The 20,922-nt window shown below is 64.8% G+C and carries 15 protein-coding genes; 4 read left to right on the top strand and 11 right to left on the bottom strand.

Features of this window, described 5'->3' with window-relative positions; genetic code table 11:
• Nucleotides 1-171: 171 nt before the first annotated feature.
• The 10 genes from J2S96_RS02880 to J2S96_RS02835 form a co-directional block, all read right to left on the bottom strand.
• Nucleotides 172-477 (bottom strand): hypothetical protein, encoded by a 306-nt coding sequence (locus J2S96_RS02880; protein ID WP_306859657.1) that lies wholly within the window; start codon nt 475-477, stop codon nt 172-174.
• 377 nt (nt 478-854) lie between these two features.
• Complete coding sequence (holA, locus tag J2S96_RS02875) at nt 855-1,871, bottom strand: DNA polymerase III subunit delta (RefSeq protein ID WP_306859656.1); 1,017 nt, start codon at nt 1,869-1,871, stop codon at nt 855-857.
• A 48-nt stretch (nt 1,872-1,919) separates the two neighbouring features.
• The gene (locus J2S96_RS02870; protein ID WP_306859654.1) at nt 1,920-3,599 is read right to left on the bottom strand and encodes a ComEC/Rec2 family competence protein; all 1,680 of its coding nucleotides are present in this window, start codon (nt 3,597-3,599) and stop codon (nt 1,920-1,922) included.
• A 17-nt stretch (nt 3,600-3,616) separates the two neighbouring features.
• Entirely contained in the window at nt 3,617-4,219 is a 603-nt protein-coding gene (locus J2S96_RS02865; RefSeq protein WP_306859900.1) for a ComEA family DNA-binding protein, read from the bottom strand.
• A gap of 426 nt (nt 4,220-4,645) precedes the next feature.
• A complete protein-coding gene (locus tag J2S96_RS02860) occupies nt 4,646-6,337 on the bottom strand; it encodes an HNH endonuclease signature motif containing protein (protein WP_306859652.1) in 1,692 nt (563 codons plus the stop codon).
• 64 nt (nt 6,338-6,401) lie between these two features.
• Nucleotides 6,402-7,400 (bottom strand): DegV family protein, encoded by a 999-nt coding sequence (locus J2S96_RS02855; RefSeq protein ID WP_306859650.1) that lies wholly within the window; start codon nt 7,398-7,400, stop codon nt 6,402-6,404.
• Between the two features lie 58 nt (nt 7,401-7,458).
• Nucleotides 7,459-9,987 carry a leucine--tRNA ligase gene (gene leuS / locus J2S96_RS02850; RefSeq protein WP_306859898.1) on the bottom strand — a complete coding sequence of 843 codons (2,529 nt, stop codon included), beginning with the start codon at nt 9,985-9,987 and terminating at the stop codon, nt 7,459-7,461.
• Between the two features lie 365 nt (nt 9,988-10,352).
• The gene (gene glpK, locus J2S96_RS02845; protein ID WP_306859648.1) at nt 10,353-11,867 is read right to left on the bottom strand and encodes a glycerol kinase GlpK; all 1,515 of its coding nucleotides are present in this window, start codon (nt 11,865-11,867) and stop codon (nt 10,353-10,355) included.
• Nucleotides 11,868-11,926: 59 nt separating this feature from the next.
• Entirely contained in the window at nt 11,927-12,676 is a 750-nt protein-coding gene (locus J2S96_RS02840) for an MIP/aquaporin family protein (RefSeq protein WP_306859646.1), read from the bottom strand.
• A gap of 174 nt (nt 12,677-12,850) precedes the next feature.
• A complete protein-coding gene (locus J2S96_RS02835) occupies nt 12,851-14,674 on the bottom strand; it encodes a glycerol-3-phosphate dehydrogenase/oxidase (RefSeq protein ID WP_306859644.1) in 1,824 nt (607 codons plus the stop codon).
• A gap of 123 nt (nt 14,675-14,797) precedes the next feature.
• Between J2S96_RS02835 and J2S96_RS02830 the strand changes: the two genes are divergently transcribed.
• The 4 genes from J2S96_RS02830 (at nt 14,798) to J2S96_RS02815 (ending at nt 18,751) form a co-directional block, all read left to right on the top strand.
• The gene (locus tag J2S96_RS02830; protein ID WP_306859642.1) at nt 14,798-15,760 is read left to right on the top strand and encodes a sugar-binding transcriptional regulator; all 963 of its coding nucleotides are present in this window, start codon (nt 14,798-14,800) and stop codon (nt 15,758-15,760) included.
• Nucleotides 15,761-15,829: 69 nt separating this feature from the next.
• A complete protein-coding gene (locus J2S96_RS02825) occupies nt 15,830-16,711 on the top strand; it encodes an aldo/keto reductase (protein ID WP_306859640.1) in 882 nt (293 codons plus the stop codon).
• 10 nt (nt 16,712-16,721) lie between these two features.
• Entirely contained in the window at nt 16,722-17,669 is a 948-nt protein-coding gene (locus tag J2S96_RS02820) for an alpha/beta fold hydrolase (RefSeq protein WP_306859638.1), read from the top strand.
• Nucleotides 17,666-18,751 (top strand): glycosyltransferase family 4 protein, encoded by a 1,086-nt coding sequence (locus tag J2S96_RS02815; protein WP_306859637.1) that lies wholly within the window; start codon nt 17,666-17,668, stop codon nt 18,749-18,751. Before J2S96_RS02820 ends, J2S96_RS02815 begins: the two co-directional genes overlap by 4 nt.
• Here the strand turns inward: J2S96_RS02815 and J2S96_RS02810 are convergent.
• On the bottom strand, nt 18,748-20,913 hold the full coding sequence (locus J2S96_RS02810) for a primosomal protein N' (RefSeq protein WP_306859636.1): 2,166 nt from the start codon (nt 20,911-20,913) through the stop codon (nt 18,748-18,750). The two genes, J2S96_RS02815 and J2S96_RS02810, sit on opposite strands and share 4 nt — an antisense overlap.
• Nucleotides 20,914-20,922: the final 9 nt, after the last annotated feature.

The raw sequence follows: 20,922 nt of genomic DNA, 5'->3' as shown, positions 1-20,922 counted from the left end.
GGTGTGAAGCCCAGGCCCGTCAGTAGGTCATGGAGCCGACGGGATTTGCGCCGAAAATCGTTGGTGAAGGTGGCCTTACACCCGGAGAGGACCACAGCGTATACACGTGGACGCCTGTGCGTGACGTTGGGTGAATTCATTGTGGCGCTCTCATGGGCTGGTACTTAAGTGTCAGCCTTTTACCAACGCAACGAACTGCTTCAGGGCCCACTTCTTCGCCAGGCCAAAAACTAGTCCGGCCACTGCGGCTCCAATACCGAAAGACGCCACGACTGCTGCAGCCATTGCCGCCCAAGATAGAGCATTGAGTGCAAAGTAAATGTTCGTGGCAAGGGCAGAAGAAATGCCCAGCGTAACGGTGGCCTGAAAAGCTACCGATATTGTGAGGAAGAGCGCCAAGGTGACGCCTCCCGTTTTCGCGACTTTGCCAGGGAATATGGCGTTGGTACGGTTCCGACTCCCAACGACAGCTGACATGAACGTTCCTTTCATGCGGTGACTTCGTAGTCACGGATAGAAGCTGACTGATGGCATGGCCGACCAAGACGGGGTGGTCGGCCACAGACCCAACCTTGTCCGCAAAGCAAGGTCACACGACCGGCATCTCAGAGCGCTGACACATCCGGCGCGCCATCCGGAGGAAGGACTCCCCCACGACGGAATCTACTGTCGAAAAGACCGCTTAGGTGGTCGTTGCCCCGAAATTGAGTGGTGATAACCCCGAAATTGAGTGGTCGCCAGGCCGCGTCTAGGTGTGTGCGACTGACGACACGCAAATGGACCAGCGACGCGCGGATTCGGGCGTCGTCAGGAAATGTGCGTGTCGCACAACAATCCGGGTGTCGCAGGTGGGCTTAGCGGCCCCGGGCCGAGTTGGCGATGACCGTGACGGCGTGCTCTACCGCGTACACAGGATCCCGCGAAAGGCCCTTAACCTGGGCATCCGCTTCAGCCGTGACTTGGATGGAACGGACCAAGCCTTCGGGAGTCCAACGCCGGATGTCCCGCTGCGCCTGTTCTACTAGCCATGGCTGCATGCCGAGCTGTTTGGCGATTTGTGCCGATGATCCCTGGGCGCCGGCAACCTTGGCCAAGGTGCGTAGCTTCGAGGCAAGGGCGGCAACCAGCGGCACCGGGTCAACACCGGTGGAGAGGGCATGCCGGAGGCTGGACAGGGCCAGCGGCCCGTTGCCGGCCATCGCCGCGTCCGCGACCTTGAAAGCCGTGGCCTCCACCCGGCCACCGTAATAGCGCTCCACCGTGGCCGCATCAACGGTGGTAGTAGCGTCCGCGATGAGCTGGTTGCACGCGGCAGCAAGTTCGGAGAGGCTGGCGCCGACCGCATTGACGAGCGCCTGGACGGCTTCGCCTTCGATCCGGCGTCCGCCCGCCTTGAATTCAGAGACGACAAATGCTGTCTTCTCGGCATCCTTCTTCAAGGGCTGGCAGTCCACCACTGGCCAACCGGCAGACTTGATGGCGTCCAGAAGCTTCTTTCCGCGCACCCCGCCGCCGTGGCGGAGTACCAGCACGACGTCGTTCTCCGGCTGGGCTATATATTTCAAGGCGTCCGCAAGGAAGGCATCGGTCATGGATTCGAGGCCCTCGATCTCGATGAGTTTCGCCTCATCGAACAGCGACGGCGTCACCGCCATTGCGAGGGAGCCGGACTCGTAGCTTCCGGCGTTGAGTTTAGTGACTTCCACTTCCGGTGCCGCGGCCCGGACCTGCGTGCGGATGCGATCCATCGCCCGGATTCCGAGGTATTCCTCAGGGCCCGTGATCAGTACTACGGCGGCCGGGGTGATGTCCCGCCAGCTGATGGTGTTCGCCGCAGGGGTTTTAGCTTTCGAAGCCTGGGCAGCGGGCAATGTTGCTTCCTTCCAGAGGGTTTTTCGCAGGTTTCCAGTCTCCCACGTTCAGGGTCCCGGTCGTGTTCCTCCAGCCCGCAGGCCCGCGTCGCGGACGGTGGCGGGACCGCGGACGGCATAACCGGTCCAGCGCCCACGGAACGCCGACTCCCCTGCGGCTATGAGGAGCACCAGGCGGCGGTGCAACGACACTACGGCCGAGCCCACCCACGTTGGATGCAGGACCAGCCACACCATCAGGATGCTCACAACAGACCAAAGAATCATGGTGGCGATTCCCGGCGGACCTTCCGGCCACGGCAAGGCCGCTCCCGGAAGTCCTGCAAAGAACCTGGCAATGGCCGCCACCATAACCGCGCTGGCCCCGGCAACGGCCATCGGAACAACCGCAAGCCAAGGGAGTATCGGAACAAGGGGCACCGCAATGGTTCCCAAGATGGTCACTGGTACGACAAACGGAGCAACTGCGATATTCGTCAGCAATGAGTAGCTGGAAAACTGAGGTTGCATGGCCACGATCACGGGACTGCAGAGTAGCTGTGCGGCCAAGGGAACAGCGACGGCGGACGCCAGCCAGCGAGGCACCCATGCCGGCGCCCAGGACGCCATGGGCCGTGCCAACAGGACAATTCCCAAGGTTGCGAGGACAGATAGCAGGAACCCCACGCTCATTCCAAGCGAAGGATCGAGGATGAGCAGGCCAGTCACGGCCAGGCAAAGAAAGCCCAGGCTCCGGCCCCGGCGGCCGCTACTTAGTGCGGTGAGGCCGATAGCACCCATGACAGCAGCCCTGAGGACACTCGCGTCCGGGCCGACCATCATGACAAAGGCTGCCAAACCACTAAGGGCCACGATTGCCGCGACTCCCCTGGCGAGCCTGAAGCTCCTTGCCAATAGCACCAAACCACCAAGAATGAGGCTGCAATTTGCGCCGCTTACGGCTGTGAGATGGGTGGTGCCGGTGGTCTTCATCGCTGTTTCCAGGCTTTCATCCATGCGGGTGGTGTCGCCCGTGACCATCCCCGGCAGCAGTCCGGCAGCATCGCCCCTCAACCACTCGGCGGCGGTGCCGAATTGCTTCTTCAACTGCGCCGGACTTTGGGGAAGGTTGCTGGGTGTTTCCTGACTGAGCTGTGCTTCCGGCTCGTGCCGCGAGTCCGGCCGCATGGGCGGGGTGGCGGCCGCAAGAACGCCGGCCTCGACTTGTCCCGGCTTTGCAGGCTTCAGCTTTCCAGCGGTTCTTACTTCCTGTCCGGTGACTACCTGGTCCCAGCCTTCGCCCCCCGTCACCAGAATCCTTGTGCGGGAGCTGATCATTATGCCGTCGGCCGCAATATCAACGACTTCTGCCGGGACTGCCCACCGTCCCGAGCCATGTGAATCCGTGCCCAATTCGCGTGGATCGCCCACGATCAACAGGTTCATGACCACCGAGTCGCGCGCAGCCGCAGCCTCGGCAACCGGACCGTCGTCGCGCGATCCTGCGTCCATTGCGCCGTGTGCCGCCACCACCGCTCCGAACAAGCAGGCGACGGCAAACGTAGCGGGAAGGCTCCTCAGGTTTCGAGGGACCACGGCCCGGGTGGTGAGAAGAAGGCATGCGGCGACGAGCAAAGCCACACACGCGACTCCCGTCCACAGCGAAGGCAGATAAGCCGCCGAGATAGAAATAGCCCACGCGAGAACGGCGGATGGGGCCAGCCGGAGGTCCAGGCGCTCGGGGCTCATCCTTTGCTCCACGCGCCCTAGACCGTAACCAACGGCAGAAGGGCTTCCATCATCTTGGGACCCACACCATCCACTGCATCGAGGTCCTCTACCGAAACGAACGGGCCGTGCTTCTGCCGCCAGTCGACGATCCGCTGGGCCAGGACGGGCCCGATCTTCGGCAAGGCGCCAAGCTCTTCGGCCGTCGCGGTATTGAGATTGACCTTGGCCCCGCCGGACGTCCCGGCTCCTGCGCCCTCGGTCGCGGGAGCACTGCCAACTGGGCCCGGACGCTGCGAAGGAACGGCCTCCCCCATCCGCGGAACGTGAATCTTCGCCGAGTCCTCCACAATGGCGGCAAGGTTGAGGCTGTCCAATTGGGCTGCCGAATCCGCACCACCTGCGGCGGCGATCGCATCGAACACGCGCGCCCCTGCGGGCACCCGGACAATTCCGGGATTCTTCACGGCCCCGGCAACATGGACTACGAGGAGTTGGGCTCCATCGGGTGATCCGGGCGCCCCGCTGACACTGGGGTTTCTACTTCCCCCGCCCGCCTCCGGAGTTCCTCCCGCATGTGAACTTCGCACCAGAGGCTCAATGGTGGGCTGCCCGGCCCAGGATTTCCAGGAGAACCACATCACCAGCAACAAACAAGGCAAAGTCAACAACACGGCTACACGCCATGGAGTGCGCCACCGAAGCCGCGGTGGAGGGCCCGTCTCTTCGTACGCGTCTTCGGTGCCCGATTGATCGCCCACACCTGCCAATTCCGAGCCGGCTGGCATAGAGGCTTGCAATGGAAGCAGAGGCTCATTTTTGCTGACGTGCCTCGCCTGCGCGTCGACAGGGCGGTCCAACGGCGGAGCAAGACGACCAGCGAATCGAAGCCGGGCGGCACGCGCAGCAACATCCGCGCGGGAGGCTCGGTTCCTAAGTGGCATATCCACGAGACTAGAACGTCCGGGCCGGCAGCAGCAGGCCGGTCCGGTGCTATGTGGACAGAGCCGCCACAGAGTGCCTGTGGAGGATCAGTGGCAGCGGAAAGCGGCATGCCAATTCCTGGCTCATAACTGGAAGTACTGGTTTCTTCGGGGTTTCCGGTGCGGGTCTAGGTGGGGTGGCGGGATGAACCAGGGGATCCCGTCGTTGACCTGGATGTGCCAGTCTTCCTTATGGATCAAGTGATGGTGAGGGCTGCAGAGTAAGGTCCCGTTGCCGGTGCTGGTCGCTCCGCCGCGGGACCAGTACTCGATGTGGTGAGCCTCGCACCACGGTGCCGGTATGGTGCACCCGGGGAAAGCACAGCCCTTGTCCCGCGCCGTGATGGCCTTGCGGATGTGCGGTGGGAAGATCCGGGAGGCCCGCCCGATGTCCAGAACCTGACCTTCGCCTCCCAGGACCACGGGGATGATGTCCGCGTCGCAGGCAAGCTTGCGCAACGCCGCGGCAGGAACGGGCCCGGTAAACGTGAGCGACCCCGTCCCCAGGACCGCAGGCTTACCCGGCTCCGGATGGTCGCGAGAGGTGAACAGTTCGCCGTAGTCGATCGTGGCCATGATCTGCGGGCGGTGGCCGCCTGTGGCGGGCAGGGAGCCGGCGGCCAGGGCGAGCTTGCAGGCGCCGACCAGACCGTCCAGGAGTTTCTGCGCCCGCGAACGGCGGTCCAACTGGGCGGCAGCCTCCGCCGCCCCGCCGGAGGCTGCGACGGCCGGTTCCCCGGACGCCGGGTCCGTACCGCGGGGCGCCCCGATACGGGGGTTACTGGCAGTGTTCATGACGGTGAGCAGGTGTTCGTATTGTTCGGTGGTCGCGAAGATTTCCACGTGCTGCAGGCCGTGCTTGGGCCGGCGCAGGAACGCTCCCTGGTGGTATCGGAGGGATTCTTCGGACGGTTCCGGGCCGTCCTGGTCGATAGCCTCGACCCAGCGCCGGGCAACCCGGCTGAGGAAATCCTGATCGTTTTCCTCCGCGGTCCGGGCGAGGGCGCGTTCCACCTCCGCCGCCTTTTCCAGGCTGCACAGCGGACGCACCGTCTCCACGGCCATGGTGATGATACCGGCCGAACGGGACCCTATCGCCCCAGATGCCAGCGCCGCGGCGGTTTCCTCATACCGGGGCCGGACCGCTTGCCCGGTCAGGCTGCGGCCCGGCAGCAGCTCCCCGGCCAAGGCAAGCCGCCGTCGGGCCTCGGCGGCACTGATCCGCAGCAAGGAGCGCAGATGCTCGGCCGTGGATCTGAACTCCGCTCCACGGTCGCCGCCCCTTCCTAGCACCGAGTACACCGCATCGGGCTGCACCGAGCCCGCGCCAACATACTGTGCGCCTTCCGGGCCTGCCGCGCTTCCGGAGGTCCAGCCCACCCCTGCCTCGGTTTCTGCGGCCCAGCTGCTAGCCCGGCCCGGCCTGCTGGCGTCCTCTTGGTTCCGGGCCGCGTCGAGCGCGGATGCGGCGACCACTTGGAGATAATCCAGGGTGCGGGAGAGCTCCTCCACCGCGTCCGCGAACGCGACAGCTTCTTGGAAACCCAGGACTCCGACGTCGTCGGCCGCTTTCCCGCTCAACGACCTCACTGCAGCCACGGCGCCCTCCAAGGCAGCCTGACTGCCGCCCGGATCCCGTGCACCGACCATGGCCAGCGAGCCTCGAGGGGCGCCTGAATCAAGACTGCCAAGCGGACCCCGGGAACTGCGGGACACACCGAAAGACCCGCGGTACGCAAGCCCTTGCAGAGTGTCGGAGTGTCCGATGGTTTCCATGGAAACACTGTGCCAGGAGGCTACGACAAAATAAGAGCGGCCCTCTTGATCGCGGTTACGGCTGTCACCCCGGAAGCGTCGCCGCGCCAGGGGTACTGCTTTCCCCGACAACCACGGCCAGAACACCGAGCCCGGCGTGGGCCGCCAAAACGGCGGGCAGGGCGCTGATCTGTGCAGGCGGGCAAGCGGGGCAGCTCGCCTCAAGCCGGGTCGCGAGCCGCTCTGCCTCTGCCAGGTTGCCAAAGTGGTGCACCGCAAGCCGCGATTGTCCTGCCGGGCGGGAACTGACATCCGCAGCGACGATTTCCTCGAGCCGGGCGACAGCCCTGGCTGCTGAGCGCACCTTCTCGAGCGGGACAATCTTGCCGTCGTCGACCGCGAGGATCGGTTTGATGGAGAGCATGGCGCCGAGCCAGGACGCCGCCGTGCCGATTCGGCCGCCGCGCCGGAGCTGCTCAAGGCTCGGCACATAGAAGTACACCTTGGTGCGCGCCAATCGCTCCTCGGCAAAGCGACGGACTTCGGCTGCCGAACGGCCGTCCGCGGCAGCAACCAGCGCGCTTTGGACACCCATGCCTTGAGCCATTCCCACAGTGCGCGAGTCAATCACCTCCACCGGGATGGGGACGCGTTGCGCGGCCAGCCTGGCAGCGTCCGCGGTGCCGGAGAGTCCGGCGGAAATGTGGATTGAGACGACGGTTTCGAACCCTCGGTCCCGGGCGGCGAGATAGGCCTGTTCGAACTGCCCGGGAGACGGCCTGGACGTTTTGACCGAGGAACCGGCGGCCAGGGCCACGGACAGGGTCTCGGTGATATCGTCCTCCCCCTCGCCGTAGATCTCCTCGCCCACCATGACGGGCATTGGTACGACGGCGAGGCGGCCGTCGGCAACGAACGCCTTGACCCATTCGGCCGGGAGCGCGGCTGCCGAGTCGGTGACGACGGCGGTGCGCACTGCGATCGGCGCCGGCTCAGTTCCGCCGCGGCCCGGCGTCGTGGATTGGCGCAGCCGGGCCAAACGTTCCTTGAGCCACAACCATGCGGGTGGTTCGCGGTCCGTCAAGGGAGCCTCCTGGAGCTGGTGGCCGGCCGCCGGTAAGCACCGGCGACCGCTTTCCCGGCTACGCCGGGACGATGTTGACCAGTTTAGGCGCGCGCACGATCACGGTACGGATGCCACGGCCATCGAGTGCCCGCTGGACGTTTTCACTGGCCAGGGCGAGCTCGCGCAAGGCGTCCTCGCTGATGTCCGGCGACACGTCCAAACGGTCACGGACCTTGCCCTGGACCTGCACCACGGCCGTCACGGTGTCCTGGACAAGAAGCGACGGATCGTGCGAGGGCCAGCCGGCGTTCGCCACGGAGGCCGGGTGGCCCAGCTGGTTCCACAGGTCCTCGGCCGTGTATGGCGCGAAGAGGCTCAGGACGATTGCGACCGCTTCGACGGCTTCACGGACTGCAGGGTCCGCGCCGCCGGCACCGGAGTCGATGGTCTTGCGGGTCGCGTTGACCAACTCCATCAGCTTGGCCACCACGACGTTGAACTTGTTGTTGTCCAACAGCTCAGCCGCATCGGCGATGGTCCTGTGGGTGACGGTGCGCAACGCGCGGTCGCCGGTGGAGGCGTCGACCCCTGGCTCGCTTGCGACGGCCTGGCCCAGGCGCCAAGCGCGGGCAAGGAACTTTGCCGAGCCGGACGGCGAAACATCAGCCCAGTCCACGTCGTCTTCGGGCGGGGAGGCAAAGACCATGGTCAAACGAACGGCGTCGACACCGAACTTGTCCAGTTGCTCGCCAAGGTCCACACCGTTGCCGAGGGACTTGCTCATGGCCTTGCCGCCGTTGAGTACCTGGCCCTGGTTGAGCAGGGCGCTGAAAGGCTCGTCCGCCTCGAGCATGCCCATGTCGTGGATGACCTTCGTGAAGAAGCGGGCGTAGAGGAGGTGCAGGATGGCGTGCTCAACGCCGCCCACGTACTGGCCGACCGGCATCCAGTCGTTGATCTTGGCCGGATCGAACGGTCCCTCGGTGTAGTGCGGGGAAACGAAGCGCAGGAAGTACCAGGACGAGTCCACGAAGGTGTCCATGGTGTCCGTGTCACGCTGGGCAGCGCGTCCGCAGTTCGGGCACTCGACGTTGACCCATTCCAGTGCCGCGGCGAGAGGAGAGGTGCCCCTCGGAGAGAGCGCCTCGCCGCGCAGGTTGTCGGGAAGCCGGACAGGCAGTTGATCGTCCGGTACCGGCACCTCGCCGCATTCGGCGCAGTGGATGATGGGGATCGGGGTACCCCAGAAGCGTTGGCGGCTCAAGAGCCAGTCGCGCAAGCGGAAGTTGACGAACTTCTCCCCCGTGCCCAGCTTCTCCAGGATGCTGATGGCTGCGGGGATGGCCTCGGCCTTGGACATGCCGTCCAGTTCGCCGGAGTTCATCAGGGTGCCCTCGCCGGCGGTGGCGATACCGGTCTCCGCGGGGTCTTCCCCGCCGGTGTCCAGCACCGGCCGCACTGGCAGGTCAAAGGCGCGGGCGAAGTCGAGGTCGCGCTGGTCGTGCGCAGGAACCGCCATGATGGCGCCCGTGCCGTAGTCCGCAAGCACGTAGTCGGCGGCCCAGACCGGCAGCCTTTCGCCGTTGAGCGGGTTGATGGCGTAGCGGCCGGTGAAGACGCCGGTCTTCTCGCGTTCAGTGGACTGGCGCTCGATGTCCGACAGGGCCTTGACCTTTTCACGGTAGGCCATGAGGGAGTCGTGGTGCTCGGGCGCCACCAGGTCCAGGGCCAGGTGCGCGTCCGCGGCGACGACGAAGAACGTTGCCCCGTACAGGGTGTCCGGCCGGGTGGTGAACACGGTGACTTCGCGTTCGGGGCGGCTGTCCGTGGCCTCGATGACGAAACGCACGTGCGCACCTTCGGAGCGGCCGATCCAGTTGCGCTGCATCGCCAGCACCCGCTCGGGCCAGTGGCCCTGCAGCTCGGACATGTCATCCAGCAAACGATCGGCGTAGTCGGTGATCTTGAAGTACCACTGGTTCAGGGACTTCTTCGTGACAGGGGTCCCGCAGCGTTCGCACGCGCCGTTGACCACCTGTTCGTTCGCCAGGACGGTCAGGTCCTTCGGGCACCAGTTGACCGGGGAATCCTTGCGGTAGGCCAGCCCGCGCTCGTAAAAGCGCTTGAACAGCCATTGCGTCCAGCGGTAGTACTCCGGGTCCGAAGTGTGCAGACGGCGGGACCAGTCGGCAGAGATCGCGTAACGCTTGAAGGATGCGGCCTGCGTGTCGATGTTGGCATACGTCCACTCGCTCGGGTGGGCGTTGCGCTTGATCGCGGCGTTTTCCGCGGGCAGGCCGAAGGAGTCCCAGCCGATCGGGTGCAGGACGTCGAAGCCCTTCTGGCGGAGGTACCGCGCCACGACGTCGCCCATGGCGAAAGCCTCGGCGTGGCCCATGTGGAGGTCGCCCGAAGGGTAAGGGAACATGTCCAGGACGTAGCGCCGCTCGCGGGAGCCGTCGTCAACGGGAGTGAAGACTTTCAGGTCTTCCCAGACCTGCGGCCACTTGGCCTCCATTGAGGCGAAGCTGTAGACACCCTCCTCGGGCGTCTCTCCTGCCACTGTTGACTGTGCTCCGGTTTCTGTCTCCGGCTGAACGCTCACTGCTGCCCTCTTCTGTTCTTCCATGACGGTTTTGCCTTCTGCTCCGGGTCCCGGAAGGTCCCGGACACACAAAAGCCCCTCGGCAAGGAGGGGCGGCCGCTCGGTTCGCGATGGTCTAAATCGACTTATACCGGGCGGCTAGCTAAGCAGAAGGATCGCACGCATAAAGCCACCTTACCGCACCAAGTGCATGGAGCGGGTTCGAGGTAGCCGTGCGGCCCTGTCACGGCGGTAAGGGACCCGCGTTTCGAGGGGGTGGCCCCTCGCCCGGGTGTGGTGGGCACCGCGAAGCGGGCGGGGCAGGGGCCGCCCCTCGAAACAGGTGAGGCGGCCCCTACCTTGATGACGCAGAGTCCCGGGGAGGCTTACTTAACGTCCTCGTCAACCCAATCCATGGACTTGGTGACGGCCTTCTTCCACAGGCGCAACTGGCGGTCCCGCTCGGCGTCGTCCAGCTGTGGCTCCCAGCGCTTGTCCTCGTTCCAGTTGGCCCGGAGTTCGCCGAGGTCCTTCCAGAAGCCGACGGCAAGGCCCGCGGCGTAGGCCGCACCCAGGGCCGTGGTTTCCACGACCTTCGGACGGACCACGGGCACGCCGAGGATGTCCGCCTGGAACTGCATGAGCGCCTCATTGGCGACCATGCCGCCGTCGACCTTCAACTCGGTCAGCGGAACGCCCGAGTCGGCGTTGACGGCGTCGAGCACTTCGCGGGTCTGGAAGGCGGTGGCCTCCAGGGCCGCACGGGCGATGTGGCCCTTGTTGGCATAACGGGTCAGGCCGACAATGGCGCCGCGGGCGTCGGCTCGCCAATACGGGGCGAACAGCCCTGAGAAAGCGGGGACGATATAGACGCCGCCGTTGTCCGCGACGCTGGCCGCCAGCGACTCCACCTCAGGAGCGGAACTGATCATCCCGAGGTTGTCACGGAGCCACTGGATGAGTGAACCCGTGACGGCGATTGAACCTTCCAGCGCGTAGTGCGGTTTGGCGTCGCCCAGCTTGTATCCGAGCGTGGTCAGCAGGCCGTTCTTCGAGTGGACGATTTCTTCGCCCGTGTTGAAGATCAGGAAGCAGCCGGTGCCGTAGGTGTTCTTGGCCTCGCCTGGCTCGAACGCCGCCTGGCCGAAGGTTGCCGCCTGCTGGTCGCCCAGGATGCCCGCCACGGGCACTTCGCGCAGCAACTGCGAAGTATGTACAGTGCCGTAGACCTCGGAGGAGGACTTGATGGCGGGCATCATGGACGCCGGCACACCGAAGGCGTCCAGAATGTCCTGGTCCCACTGCAAAGTGTCGAGGTCCATGAACATGGTGCGGGAGGCGTTGGTGACGTCGGTGGCGTGTACGCCACCGTCAACCCCGCCCGTCAGGTTCCACAGGACCCAGCAGTCGGTGTTCCCGAAGATGAGGTCCCCGGCTTCAGCCTTTGCCCGCGCACCTTCGACGTTATCCAGGATCCACTTGATCTTGGTGCCGGAGAAGTAGGTGGCCAGGGGCAGGCCGACCTTTTGCTTGAAGCGATCGGGGCCGCCGTCCTTGCCCAGTTCGTCCACGATGGACTGTGTCCGGGTGTCCTGCCAGACAATCGCGTTGTAGATGGGCTCGCCCGTGTTCTTGTCCCACACAACGGCGGTTTCGCGTTGGTTGGTGATGCCGACGGCAGCGATGTCGTGCCGGGTCAGGTTGGCCTTGGACAACGCAGAGCCTACGACCTCCCTGACGTTGTCCCAGATCTCCACCGGGTTGTGCTCCACCCACCCGGCCTGGGGAAAGATCTGCTCGTGCTCCATCTGGCCGGTGGAAACAATGTTGCCTGAGTGATCGAACACGATGGCACGCGAGCTGGTGGTTCCCTGGTCAATGGCGATGACGTATTGCGACATTTTGACGTCCTTGTCTGCTTGTTTTGGTGTGGATGCGGGATAGGTGTCTGGGCGGCTTATTATTTGGCGACGGTGGCCATGATCGGTATTGAGTGGGCGACGAGACCGGCGATGGTTCCGCCCAGGAGCGGACCGACTATCGGGACCCAGGAGTAGGCCCAGTCGCTGGAACCCTTCCCCTTGATCGGCAGGACGGCGTGGGCGATACGCGGACCGAGGTCACGGGCGGGGTTGATCGCGTAGCCCGTCGGCCCGCCAAGGGACGCACCGATGCCGACGACGAGCAGTGCCACCGCGAGCGGCCCGAGGCCGGAGGGAGTGCCGCCGAAGGTCAGGATCACGAAGACCAGCACAAACGTGGCGATGATTTCGGTGACGAGGTTCCACGGGTACGAGCGGATGGCCGGTCCCGTGGAGAATACGGCGAGCTTGCTGGCTGCCAGCGGTTCGGCGTCGAAGTGCTGCTTGTGGGCGAGCCACGCGAAGACGGCGCCAAGGAAAGCGCCGAGCAGTTCTCCACCGAAGTAGGTGAACGTGGATGCGGCACTTACGGCCACCCCCGGGGCGAACTCGGCTTTGCCATCAACCAAGAGACCAAGCGTCACTGCCGGATTCAGGTGCGCACCGGACATGGCCGCTACGTAGACGCCGGCAAAGACTGCGATGCCCCAGCCAAAATTCACCATCAGGAATCCGCCGTTGTTACCCTTTGTGCCCTTTAGCGCGACGTTTGCCACAACGCCACAGCCCAGCAGGGTTAACATGCCGGTTCCGAACACTTCGGAAAGGAAAACAATTCCGAGAGACATCTTTGACTCCTCATTTTCTTCTGTTGTCGGCCCTGCAGGTTTTGTGGGGGCCGTTGGGCCGGCGTCCGCTAGCGCCGTCCCGGTCGCGGCCCTCCCTTAGGAAGCGGAAGGCCACAACCCTTGCGTCCCGGCTTCTTGGCCGGAACGATCAAGCTGATGTGACGTACATTACGTTCATGCGACGAGGCTGTGAACAGTCACGCCATGAAAACGTAGAAGCACTTCCTGTGCATGCTGGATTTCCGCGTGGCGCTTCGCTGAATCCCAGCCAAGCGGCGTGCCGAGGACCTCGGCGATCTCATTCAGCAGCTCCCCCGTCACGAGGCCCCGGAAGGCCAGTGAAGTCCGGCGGATGAGCACATCCACAAGGTGCCCGAGCTGCTCGTTGGCGGCCATGAACTCAAGCTCACGAACGCTGAGCTCGTTCGTGGAGCGCAGTTTCCGGTCGTCACCTGCCTTGAGGTAGGCAATGACGTCCTCCGCGCGGGTGCCGTACCGGGTCAGCAGGCCGCTGACCCGGTCGGCGCCGAGACCGGGAGCCATGTGCTTCTTGATCCAGTCCTGGATTCCTTCTTCGCTGGTCGGGAAACCCAGGCCGCCTCCGATGGGGAGCTTCGCCGTCGAGACCTTCCGTTCCATGCCCAGCGTGCCGAGGACATCGTTGCTCAGGTGCTCGGCGAGGGCCCGGAAAGTGGTCCACTTTCCGCCGATCAGTGAAAGTACGACGGCGGCCCTCCCGCCCGCGGCGGTCAAGTCGCCGGCGGCCGCACTGCCGGCGGGGCTCTGCTCGCTCCGCTCTATGCGGTAGTCGCGGGATACGAAGCCAGGCTGCGTGTCGTCGTGGCGCGGTAGGGGGCGGACTCCGGCGAAGCTGTAGACGATGTGGCCGCGCTCGACTTTGATGGAGGGAAAGACGTGGCCGACGAGGTCGAAAAAGTAGTCAATCTCGTCTTCGGTGCATACGGCATCCTGGGCCATATCCGCCTCGACGTCGGTGGTGCCGACCAGGACACGGTCGCCCATCGGGTAGATCAGGACGATCCGTCCGTCCGTGTGTTCGAAGAAGATTTCGCGGCCGCCGCAAGCTGCGAGCAATTCCGGGTGGTCCAAGACGATGTGTGAACCCTTTGTTCCGCCCATGAAGCGGCTCGCGGTCCCCATCGCCTCGTTGGTGAGGTCCACCCAGGCGCCGGTGGTATTGACGATCACGTCGGCCTGGAAGCTGAATTCCTCGCCCGTTAGTTCGTCGCGCAGCAGGACCGCGCCTGCTTGGCCGGCTGTGCCGGCGACGGTGTCCATCGAGAGAAGCGAGACGTAGTTGCTGGCCCGGGCGCTGCCGCCCGGCAAGCTACTTCCGGCGCCTGCTTTTTCACCGTCTTGGAGCACATCGAGCGTCAACCGCTCCGGGTTGTGCACGGAGGCGTCGAAGTAGGTGGCCGCGTATTTGATACCGGGGTGCAACTGCGGCAACTCGGCCAAGGCCTTCTCCTTGCCAAGGAACTGGTGGCGCGGGACGGTGCCGCCGTCGCGGGAGAAGAAGTCGTACATGCTCAACCCGAGCTTGATGAGGAAGGCGCCGCGTTCCTTTGGCTTGCCTTGCTTGTGCGTGAGGAAGCGTGTGGGGGCCGAAAGCATCCCGGAGAACGTGCTGAAGATGGGGATGGTCGTCTGCAGCGGCTTGACGTAATGGGGTGCGATCTTCAGAAGCCGGTTGCGCTCGACCACAGATTCCTGGACGAGGCGGAATTCGCCGTTTTCGAGGTAGCGGATGCCGCCGTGGATCATATGGGACGAAGCTCCGCTGGCGCCCTGGCAATAGTCGCCTCGCTCCACGAGGGCGACGTCCACGCCTTGCAGCGCCAGATCCCGGAAGGTCCCGACGCCGTTGATGCCGCCTCCGACGATCAGCACCTGGGCCCGCGGCCGTTCGCGAAGTGCCGAGACCGAGGTCCGGCGGGTTGATCCTGCTGCGGAACCGGAATTGCTGGTGTTTCCCAAAACTGCTCCCTTGGGCTTTGGTGTGTGCGCTGCAATGTTGACGTCGCACCTTTCACAACTATTCTTCGAAAGGATGGAAAATGAAATCAAGCAATTTGCACAAACGTGCAGAACGGAAGTGAGATGCCACGATCACGACATTCGGAGGCCCTCCGGGCAGCCCAGATGTACTACCTCCAGGACCTCACGATGGATGCGATCGCCCGCGAACTGCGGACTTCGCGCTCAACCGTGTCCCGGTTGCTGTCCTCGGCCCGCGAATCGGGACTGGTGCAGATCCAGATCCGGAGTCCACTTGATTCCGCCCCCGAACTGGAGCGCATGATCCGCAGCCACTACGGCGTCGATGTGCACGTCGTGCCTGTCCTGGACACCTTGAACGAAGCGGAGACCCTTGATCGGGTGGCGACGCAGGCTGCACGGACCATCGGTCCCCTCGTCGATTCCAACGCCATTATCGGAGTCGCCTGGGGTGCGACCATCAGTGCCGTCAGCCGGCACCTGACACGAAAGATCACGCACGGCAGCACCATCGTGCAGCTCAACGGCGCCGGCAACATGCAAACCACCGGCATCACCTACGCGAGCGACATCATGCGGCGTTTCGGCATCGCCTACGGCGCGCGGGTCGAGCAATTCCCGGTACCCGCCTTTTTCGACCACGCCTCGACAAAGACCGCCATGTGGAATGAGCGCAGCGTCCAGCGCGTGCTCGACCTCCAGGCAAGGATGAGCATCGCCATCTTCGGTGTCGGGTCGGTGCATTCGGACTATCCCAGCCACGTCTATGCCGGTGGCTATCTCGATGAATCAGACCTGAACCTGCTGGCCAGCTCGGAGGTCGTGGGCGATGTCGCCACTGTCTTCTTCCGCGCTGACGGATCCTCCGACGGGATCACCCTCAACGAGCGGTCCACGGGCCCGAGCCACGAGCAACTGCGGCAGGTCCGCCGGCGCATCTGCGTCGTCTCGGGCGCATCGAAGATCAACGGGCTGCGCGGAGCACTTGAAGCAGGACTGGCAACGGATCTCATCCTGGACGAAGCCACCGCGAAGCAGCTGGTCAGTTTCGGCAGTGCGCCCTAACGAGGCGCTGCCTGACTAAATGAAGGGTCCTGGAACATTCCCGGCATCGAGGTAGGTAGAGTCTTGGCTATGAAACCCTCGCCCAGGCTCAGTCTCAACAACGGTGTCTTGATTGACCAGTTGGGGTTTGGGCTCTACAAGGTGCCGCCGACGGATGCGACCTCCGTGGTGGCCACTGCGTTAGGCGCCGGCTACAGGCACTTCGACACAGCGGCCATGTATGGCAATGAAACAGGGGTAGGCCGAGGCATCGGCAGTGCCGTCATACCCCCGCCCGGAGTGGACAACAATACGGGCGGCTCCGGGGAAGGCACCCACGGCCTAGCCCGCGAAGACGTCTTTGTCACCACCAAGCTCTGGAACGACGACCAGGGCTACGACAGCACGTTGCGCGCCTTCGATTCATCCATGGCCAATCTCGGCCTCGACTACGTCGACCTGTACCTGATCCACTGGCCCTGCGCGGAGCGCGGCCTGTTCCAGGAAAGCTACCGTGCAATGGAAACGCTGTACCGCGAAGGGCGCGTGCGCGCGATCGGGGTCTCGAACTTCCAGCCGGCCCATCTCGAAGCGCTCATGCAAAAGGCCGAGGTGGTGCCGGCGGTGAACCAGATTGAACTGCACCCCTGGTTGCAACAGACCCGACTGCGGACCCTCCATGAGCAGTTGCGTATCCGTACCGAAGCGTGGAGCCCCTTGGGACGGGGCCAGGTCCTTCAGGATCCGGCCGTCCAGGCGCTCGCCGACAAATACGGAAAGACGCCCGCGCAAATCGTCATCCGCTGGCACCTCCAGCTGGGAAACATCGTCATTCCCAAAGCGAGCACCGCCGCTCGCATCCAGGAAAACTTCGATGTCTTCGGTTTCGAGCTGGATGCCGACGACATGGACGGTTTGGCCGCCCTCGAACGCCACCACCGCACCGGTTCACACCCGGACAACGTCAACTAGGACCTACCGAATGGAACAAGTGGACACCAACTACTCCCCCGAACCGGCACCCGCCTCCCCGCGTGAATTCTTCAGCAAGGCCCTGGCTTCCCGGACGAGTGCCACAGACATCGACCTCGACGGCAGTAACGTCGCCTATTGGTGCTACGAACCGGTAAAAGTGACCGCGGCGACGCGGACCATCCTGGTGATCCACGGTTTCCGCGGCGATCACCACGGTTTGCTCCGCGTCGTGGACCACCTACCGGAAATGCGGGTCATCATGCCCGACCTTCCCGGCTTCGGCAGCTCGGAGCCTTTCGCCGGAGAACCCCACAGCGTGGAACGCTACGGGAAGTTCATCACCGGTTTCATGGCGGCCCTGGGCCTCGGAGCGGACACGGTTCTCCTGGGTCACTCTTTCGGATCCATTATTGCCAGCCACTTCGCCGCCGCGAACCCGGGCGCGATCCGTCCGCTGATCCTGGTCAATCCCATCGCCGCTCCCGCGCTTGAGGGTCCCAAAGGCCTCATGACCAAGCTGGCTGTCTTCTACTACCAAGTTTCGGCCAAGCTCCCGCGCCGCCTGGGCCTCGCGGTCTTGCGCAGCCGCCTGATTGTCCGCGTCATGAGTGCCGCGATGGCCAAGACCCGGGATAAGGAACTCCGGGCCTTTGTCCACGGCCAGCACGATGCGTACTTCTCCGCGTTCGCCGACCGCGCGAGCCTTCTGGAGTCCTTCCAGGCTTCGGTGTCCAGCCATGTGGCCGAAGTCGCCGGACAGTTGAACCTCCCGGTCCTGTTGGTGGCCGGCGAGAAAGATGAGATCGCCCTGCTCCGGGACCAGCGCAAGCTGTTGGAGGCACTCCCGGACGGCTCGCTGGAAGTGATTCCCGACGTCGGGCATTTGATCCACTACGAGACCCCGGCGCCCGCCGCCGCCGCCATCCGCAGCTTCCTGGAGGAACACCCCGCGTGAAAATCGTCATAGATGCCCGCTTTACCCGCACGGACCATCATGACGGGATTAGCCGCTACGGATCGAGCCTCATTGCGGCGACGTCCAAGATTGCCGACGTCATGATGCTCATCAGCGACAAGCGGCAACTGGCGCTCCTCCCTGACGTCCCTTACGTTCTCGTCAACAGCCCGCTGTCGCCCCGCGAACTGTTCGTGGCGCGCGAGGTCAATAAGCTCGGTGCCGACGTTGTGGTTTGTCCTATGCAGACCATGGGCACGTGGGGCCGCAAGTACGGGCTGGTCTTGACCCTCCACGACCTCATCTACTATGAGCACCCGGCCCCTCCGGGCTTCCTGCCCGCACCGGTGCGGCTGCTTTGGCGGCTCTACCACAAGGCCTATTGGCCGCAGCGCTTGCTTCTCAACCGGGCCGACATCGTCGCCACCATCAGCCACACCACAGAGTCGCTCATGGCAAAGTTCAATTTGACCCGCCGCCCGGTGCGGATTGTGGGCAACGCGCCGCAACCAGGCCAGAAGCCGCGCGATCCTGAGGCCGGTGCGGAGAAGTCCCTGCTCTACATGGGCTCGTTCATGCCCTATAAGAATGTGGAGACAATGATCCAGGGAATGGCCGGACTGCCTGGATTCACCCTGCACCTGCTGAGCAGGATCACTCCCCAGCGCCGGGCCGAGCTGGAGCCCATGGTCCCGCCGGGTGCGCGGGTCCAGTTCCACAACGGCGTCACGGATGCCGAATACGATTCCCTCCTGGTCCGGGCCACTGCCCTCGTCAGTTTGTCCAAGGCGGAAGGTTACGGGCTGCCCTTGGTCGAGGCGATGGCACTTGGGACTCCCGTGATCGCCAGCGACACCCCGATCTTCCGTGAGGTGGGTGGGGACGCAGTGAGCTATGTGCACCCGGAGTCGCCGGGTGAATTTGCCGAGGCAGTCAAAGCCCTCGAGGATGAAAAATTGTGGCAGGCCCGCTCGCGCCGCTCAGTGGAACGCGCGGCCGACTTCAATTGGGACGAATCGGCACGGCAACTGCTGGCCGTGGCCGAAGAGGTCGTTGCGATGCGCAGCCGCAAGCGGCGCTAGAGGACGTCGACGCCGTCGAGCCGCAGCTGCACGGGGCCGGAGGTACGTTTCGCCGCACTTGAAGCTTTGACGGCCCGCATCGTACGGGTGGCAAAAGCTGCTTGTGCATAGGGAATGAAGATCAGCGTCCGGACGTCCGGTTCGCCCTCCGGCTCGGCTGCACGCTTGGCGGACAGAGCGAGAGAGACCGGTGCGGGGCCGGCCGTGCGGAGCTGGATGTTGTTGGCCAGGCTCTCGGTGAAGTGCACGACGTCGGCCCGCTTGCCGGTCACTGACGCGATCCGTACTGCGGGCGGCAACTGGAGTTCCTGCCGCAGCGCCAGTTCGCGGGAGGCGTATCCCGCGGGGTCCCAGCGCAACAGGGCGCCCGTTGCGGCAGTGTCGTCCGCGGTGATGACGACGAGCCCGCCTTCGTTCGCGGGCCTCACGAGGGCTGCCGCATTGAACCAACGCCGGACTGTGTCTTCACCGGCGCGCAGGTTCTCCCGGCGCAGGAGCGAATTGCCGTCCAGGAGCAGCGCCGCCGCGTAACCGCCGCTTGCGACCGGCTCGGCGCCCACAGTTGCCACCACCAGTGCATGGGCATCGGACACTGTGGCCTTGACCTGGTCCCCCGAGGACGTCACGACAGCCTTGCCCGGAAAGGCCCGGCCCAGTTCTTCGGCAGTCCGCAGCACACCTGCGGCCCCCCTGCGAAGACGGGCTCCACCGCAATGCCGGCAACGCCAGTCCGGAGCCGGAGTGGAACACCAGCGGCACTGCGGCAGGGCCGATTGTCCGGCGATCGCGAGGGGTCCCTGGCAGTTGTTGCACCTGGCTGTTTCGCGGCAATCCTCGCAGACAAGGGATGGGGCATAGCCGGCCCGGGCCACCTGCACCAGGACCGGTCCGCGTTCAAGCCCCTCCTTGGCAGCCCGCCAGGCCGCGCCGGGCAAACGTGCAATTTTCGCCAAGGGGTCGCGTTCTTGCTCGAAGCTGTCAGCCGTGTTGAGCACCCGGGGCGTGCTGGCGCGGACCACGGGCCGGGGAGCTTCCACTGGCACGGCCCACCCGACCTCGACAAGCCGCTCAAGTTCGATGCTGCGGCTGTGCGCAGCCATGAGGCACGCGGCCGATTCCTGTTCCGAACGCAAGAGCAGGACTTCCCTGGTGTGTGCATAGGGAGCGCGCTGGTCAATGTGGAGGTCGTCGCCGTCGTCCCAGCACACCACCAATCCCAGGTCCCGCACCGGAGCGTAGGCAGCGGAGCGGGTACCGACTGCCACCTTGGCGGCGCCGCTCAGGAGCCGAAGGTAGCTTCGGTACCGCGGCGTCGGGCCGTCGTCGGCCGTCAACCGCGCGACATCACCGGGCGGCAGCACAGCGTGCAGCGCCTCTTCCATGCGGTCGAGGTCACGGTAGTCGGGCACGACGACGACGGCGCCCCGTCCTGAGGAGCGGACCGCCGCAACTGCGGACGCCACGAGAGCGGGCCAGCCGGCGGTTCCAAAACCCCGGGTTGCAGTCAGGACGGCGCGGGGTGAGCCACCGCCAGCCAGATGTTGCAAGTAAGGCGCCCCGTTTGCGTAGGAAGCCCACGCCGCTTGCGCCTGGGACACGGAGTCCCGGGACGCCGAGCCTTGGAGGGCCTCGCCGTGTTCGCCGTGCCCGTGTTCGCCGTGCCCGTCAGGTTCGTCCGACAGGGAATCTCCGGAAAGGTGCTGCTTTTCGAGCCGCGCCACCCGGGGCGGGATAGCTGTGCGGAGGACATCGCTCAGCGTCCCGGCGTAGCGGGCCGCGACACTGGAGGCAAGCTCCAGCAACGCCGGAGTCAGCACCGGGACTGCTGAGACCACCTTGAGGAGGGGAGCCAGGGCATGCCCGGCTTCCGAGGACTCCACGCGTTCCAGGACATAGCCGTTGAGTTCCTGGCCGCTGAAGCGGACCTTGACCCGCACGCCGGCCAAAGCGGTCCCCTCCAGCTCGGCCGGGACGCTGTAGTCAAAGGGCCTGTCAAGATGCGGCAAGGACGATTCGATCAAGACCCGCGCCACTGGATTGCTCGTTGCGAGCGGTGGGCCGGCGACGTCGTTCCCGCGGGAGGGGAAGCCTTGCAATAAGGACGGCTGATGGGATGGCGAAGGCAAGGCCATGCCAAACGGAAGCAATGAACCCTCGCTCATGCTCCTCAC

This window comes from Arthrobacter bambusae (genome assembly GCF_030812595.1).
In the GTDB taxonomy this organism is placed as follows: domain Bacteria; phylum Actinomycetota; class Actinomycetes; order Actinomycetales; family Micrococcaceae; genus Arthrobacter; species Arthrobacter bambusae_B.
This window is presented reverse-complemented; position numbering and strand designations above follow the sequence as displayed.

Excerpts from the sequence above, each read along its gene's own strand:
- J2S96_RS02840 (WP_306859646.1), bottom strand. The coding sequence starts at position 12,676 with ATGTCTCTCGGAATTGTTTTCCTTTCCGAAGTGTTCGGAACCGGCATG.
- J2S96_RS02880 (WP_306859657.1), bottom strand. The coding sequence starts at position 477 with ATGTCAGCTGTCGTTGGGAGTCGGAACCGTACCAACGCCATATTCCCT.
- J2S96_RS02820 (WP_306859638.1), top strand. The coding sequence starts at position 16,722 with ATGGAACAAGTGGACACCAACTACTCCCCCGAACCGGCACCCGCCTCC.
- J2S96_RS02865 (WP_306859900.1), bottom strand. The coding sequence starts at position 4,219 with ATGTGGTTCTCCTGGAAATCCTGGGCCGGGCAGCCCACCATTGAGCCT.
- J2S96_RS02860 (WP_306859652.1), bottom strand. The coding sequence starts at position 6,337 with ATGGAAACCATCGGACACTCCGACACTCTGCAAGGGCTTGCGTACCGC.
- J2S96_RS02830 (WP_306859642.1), top strand. The coding sequence starts at position 14,798 with ATGCCACGATCACGACATTCGGAGGCCCTCCGGGCAGCCCAGATGTAC.
- J2S96_RS02825 (WP_306859640.1), top strand. The coding sequence starts at position 15,830 with ATGAAACCCTCGCCCAGGCTCAGTCTCAACAACGGTGTCTTGATTGAC.
- J2S96_RS02870 (WP_306859654.1), bottom strand. The coding sequence starts at position 3,599 with ATGAGCCCCGAGCGCCTGGACCTCCGGCTGGCCCCATCCGCCGTTCTC.
- glpK (WP_306859648.1), bottom strand. The coding sequence starts at position 11,867 with ATGTCGCAATACGTCATCGCCATTGACCAGGGAACCACCAGCTCGCGT.
- J2S96_RS02810 (WP_306859636.1), bottom strand. The coding sequence starts at position 20,913 with ATGAGCGAGGGTTCATTGCTTCCGTTTGGCATGGCCTTGCCTTCGCCA.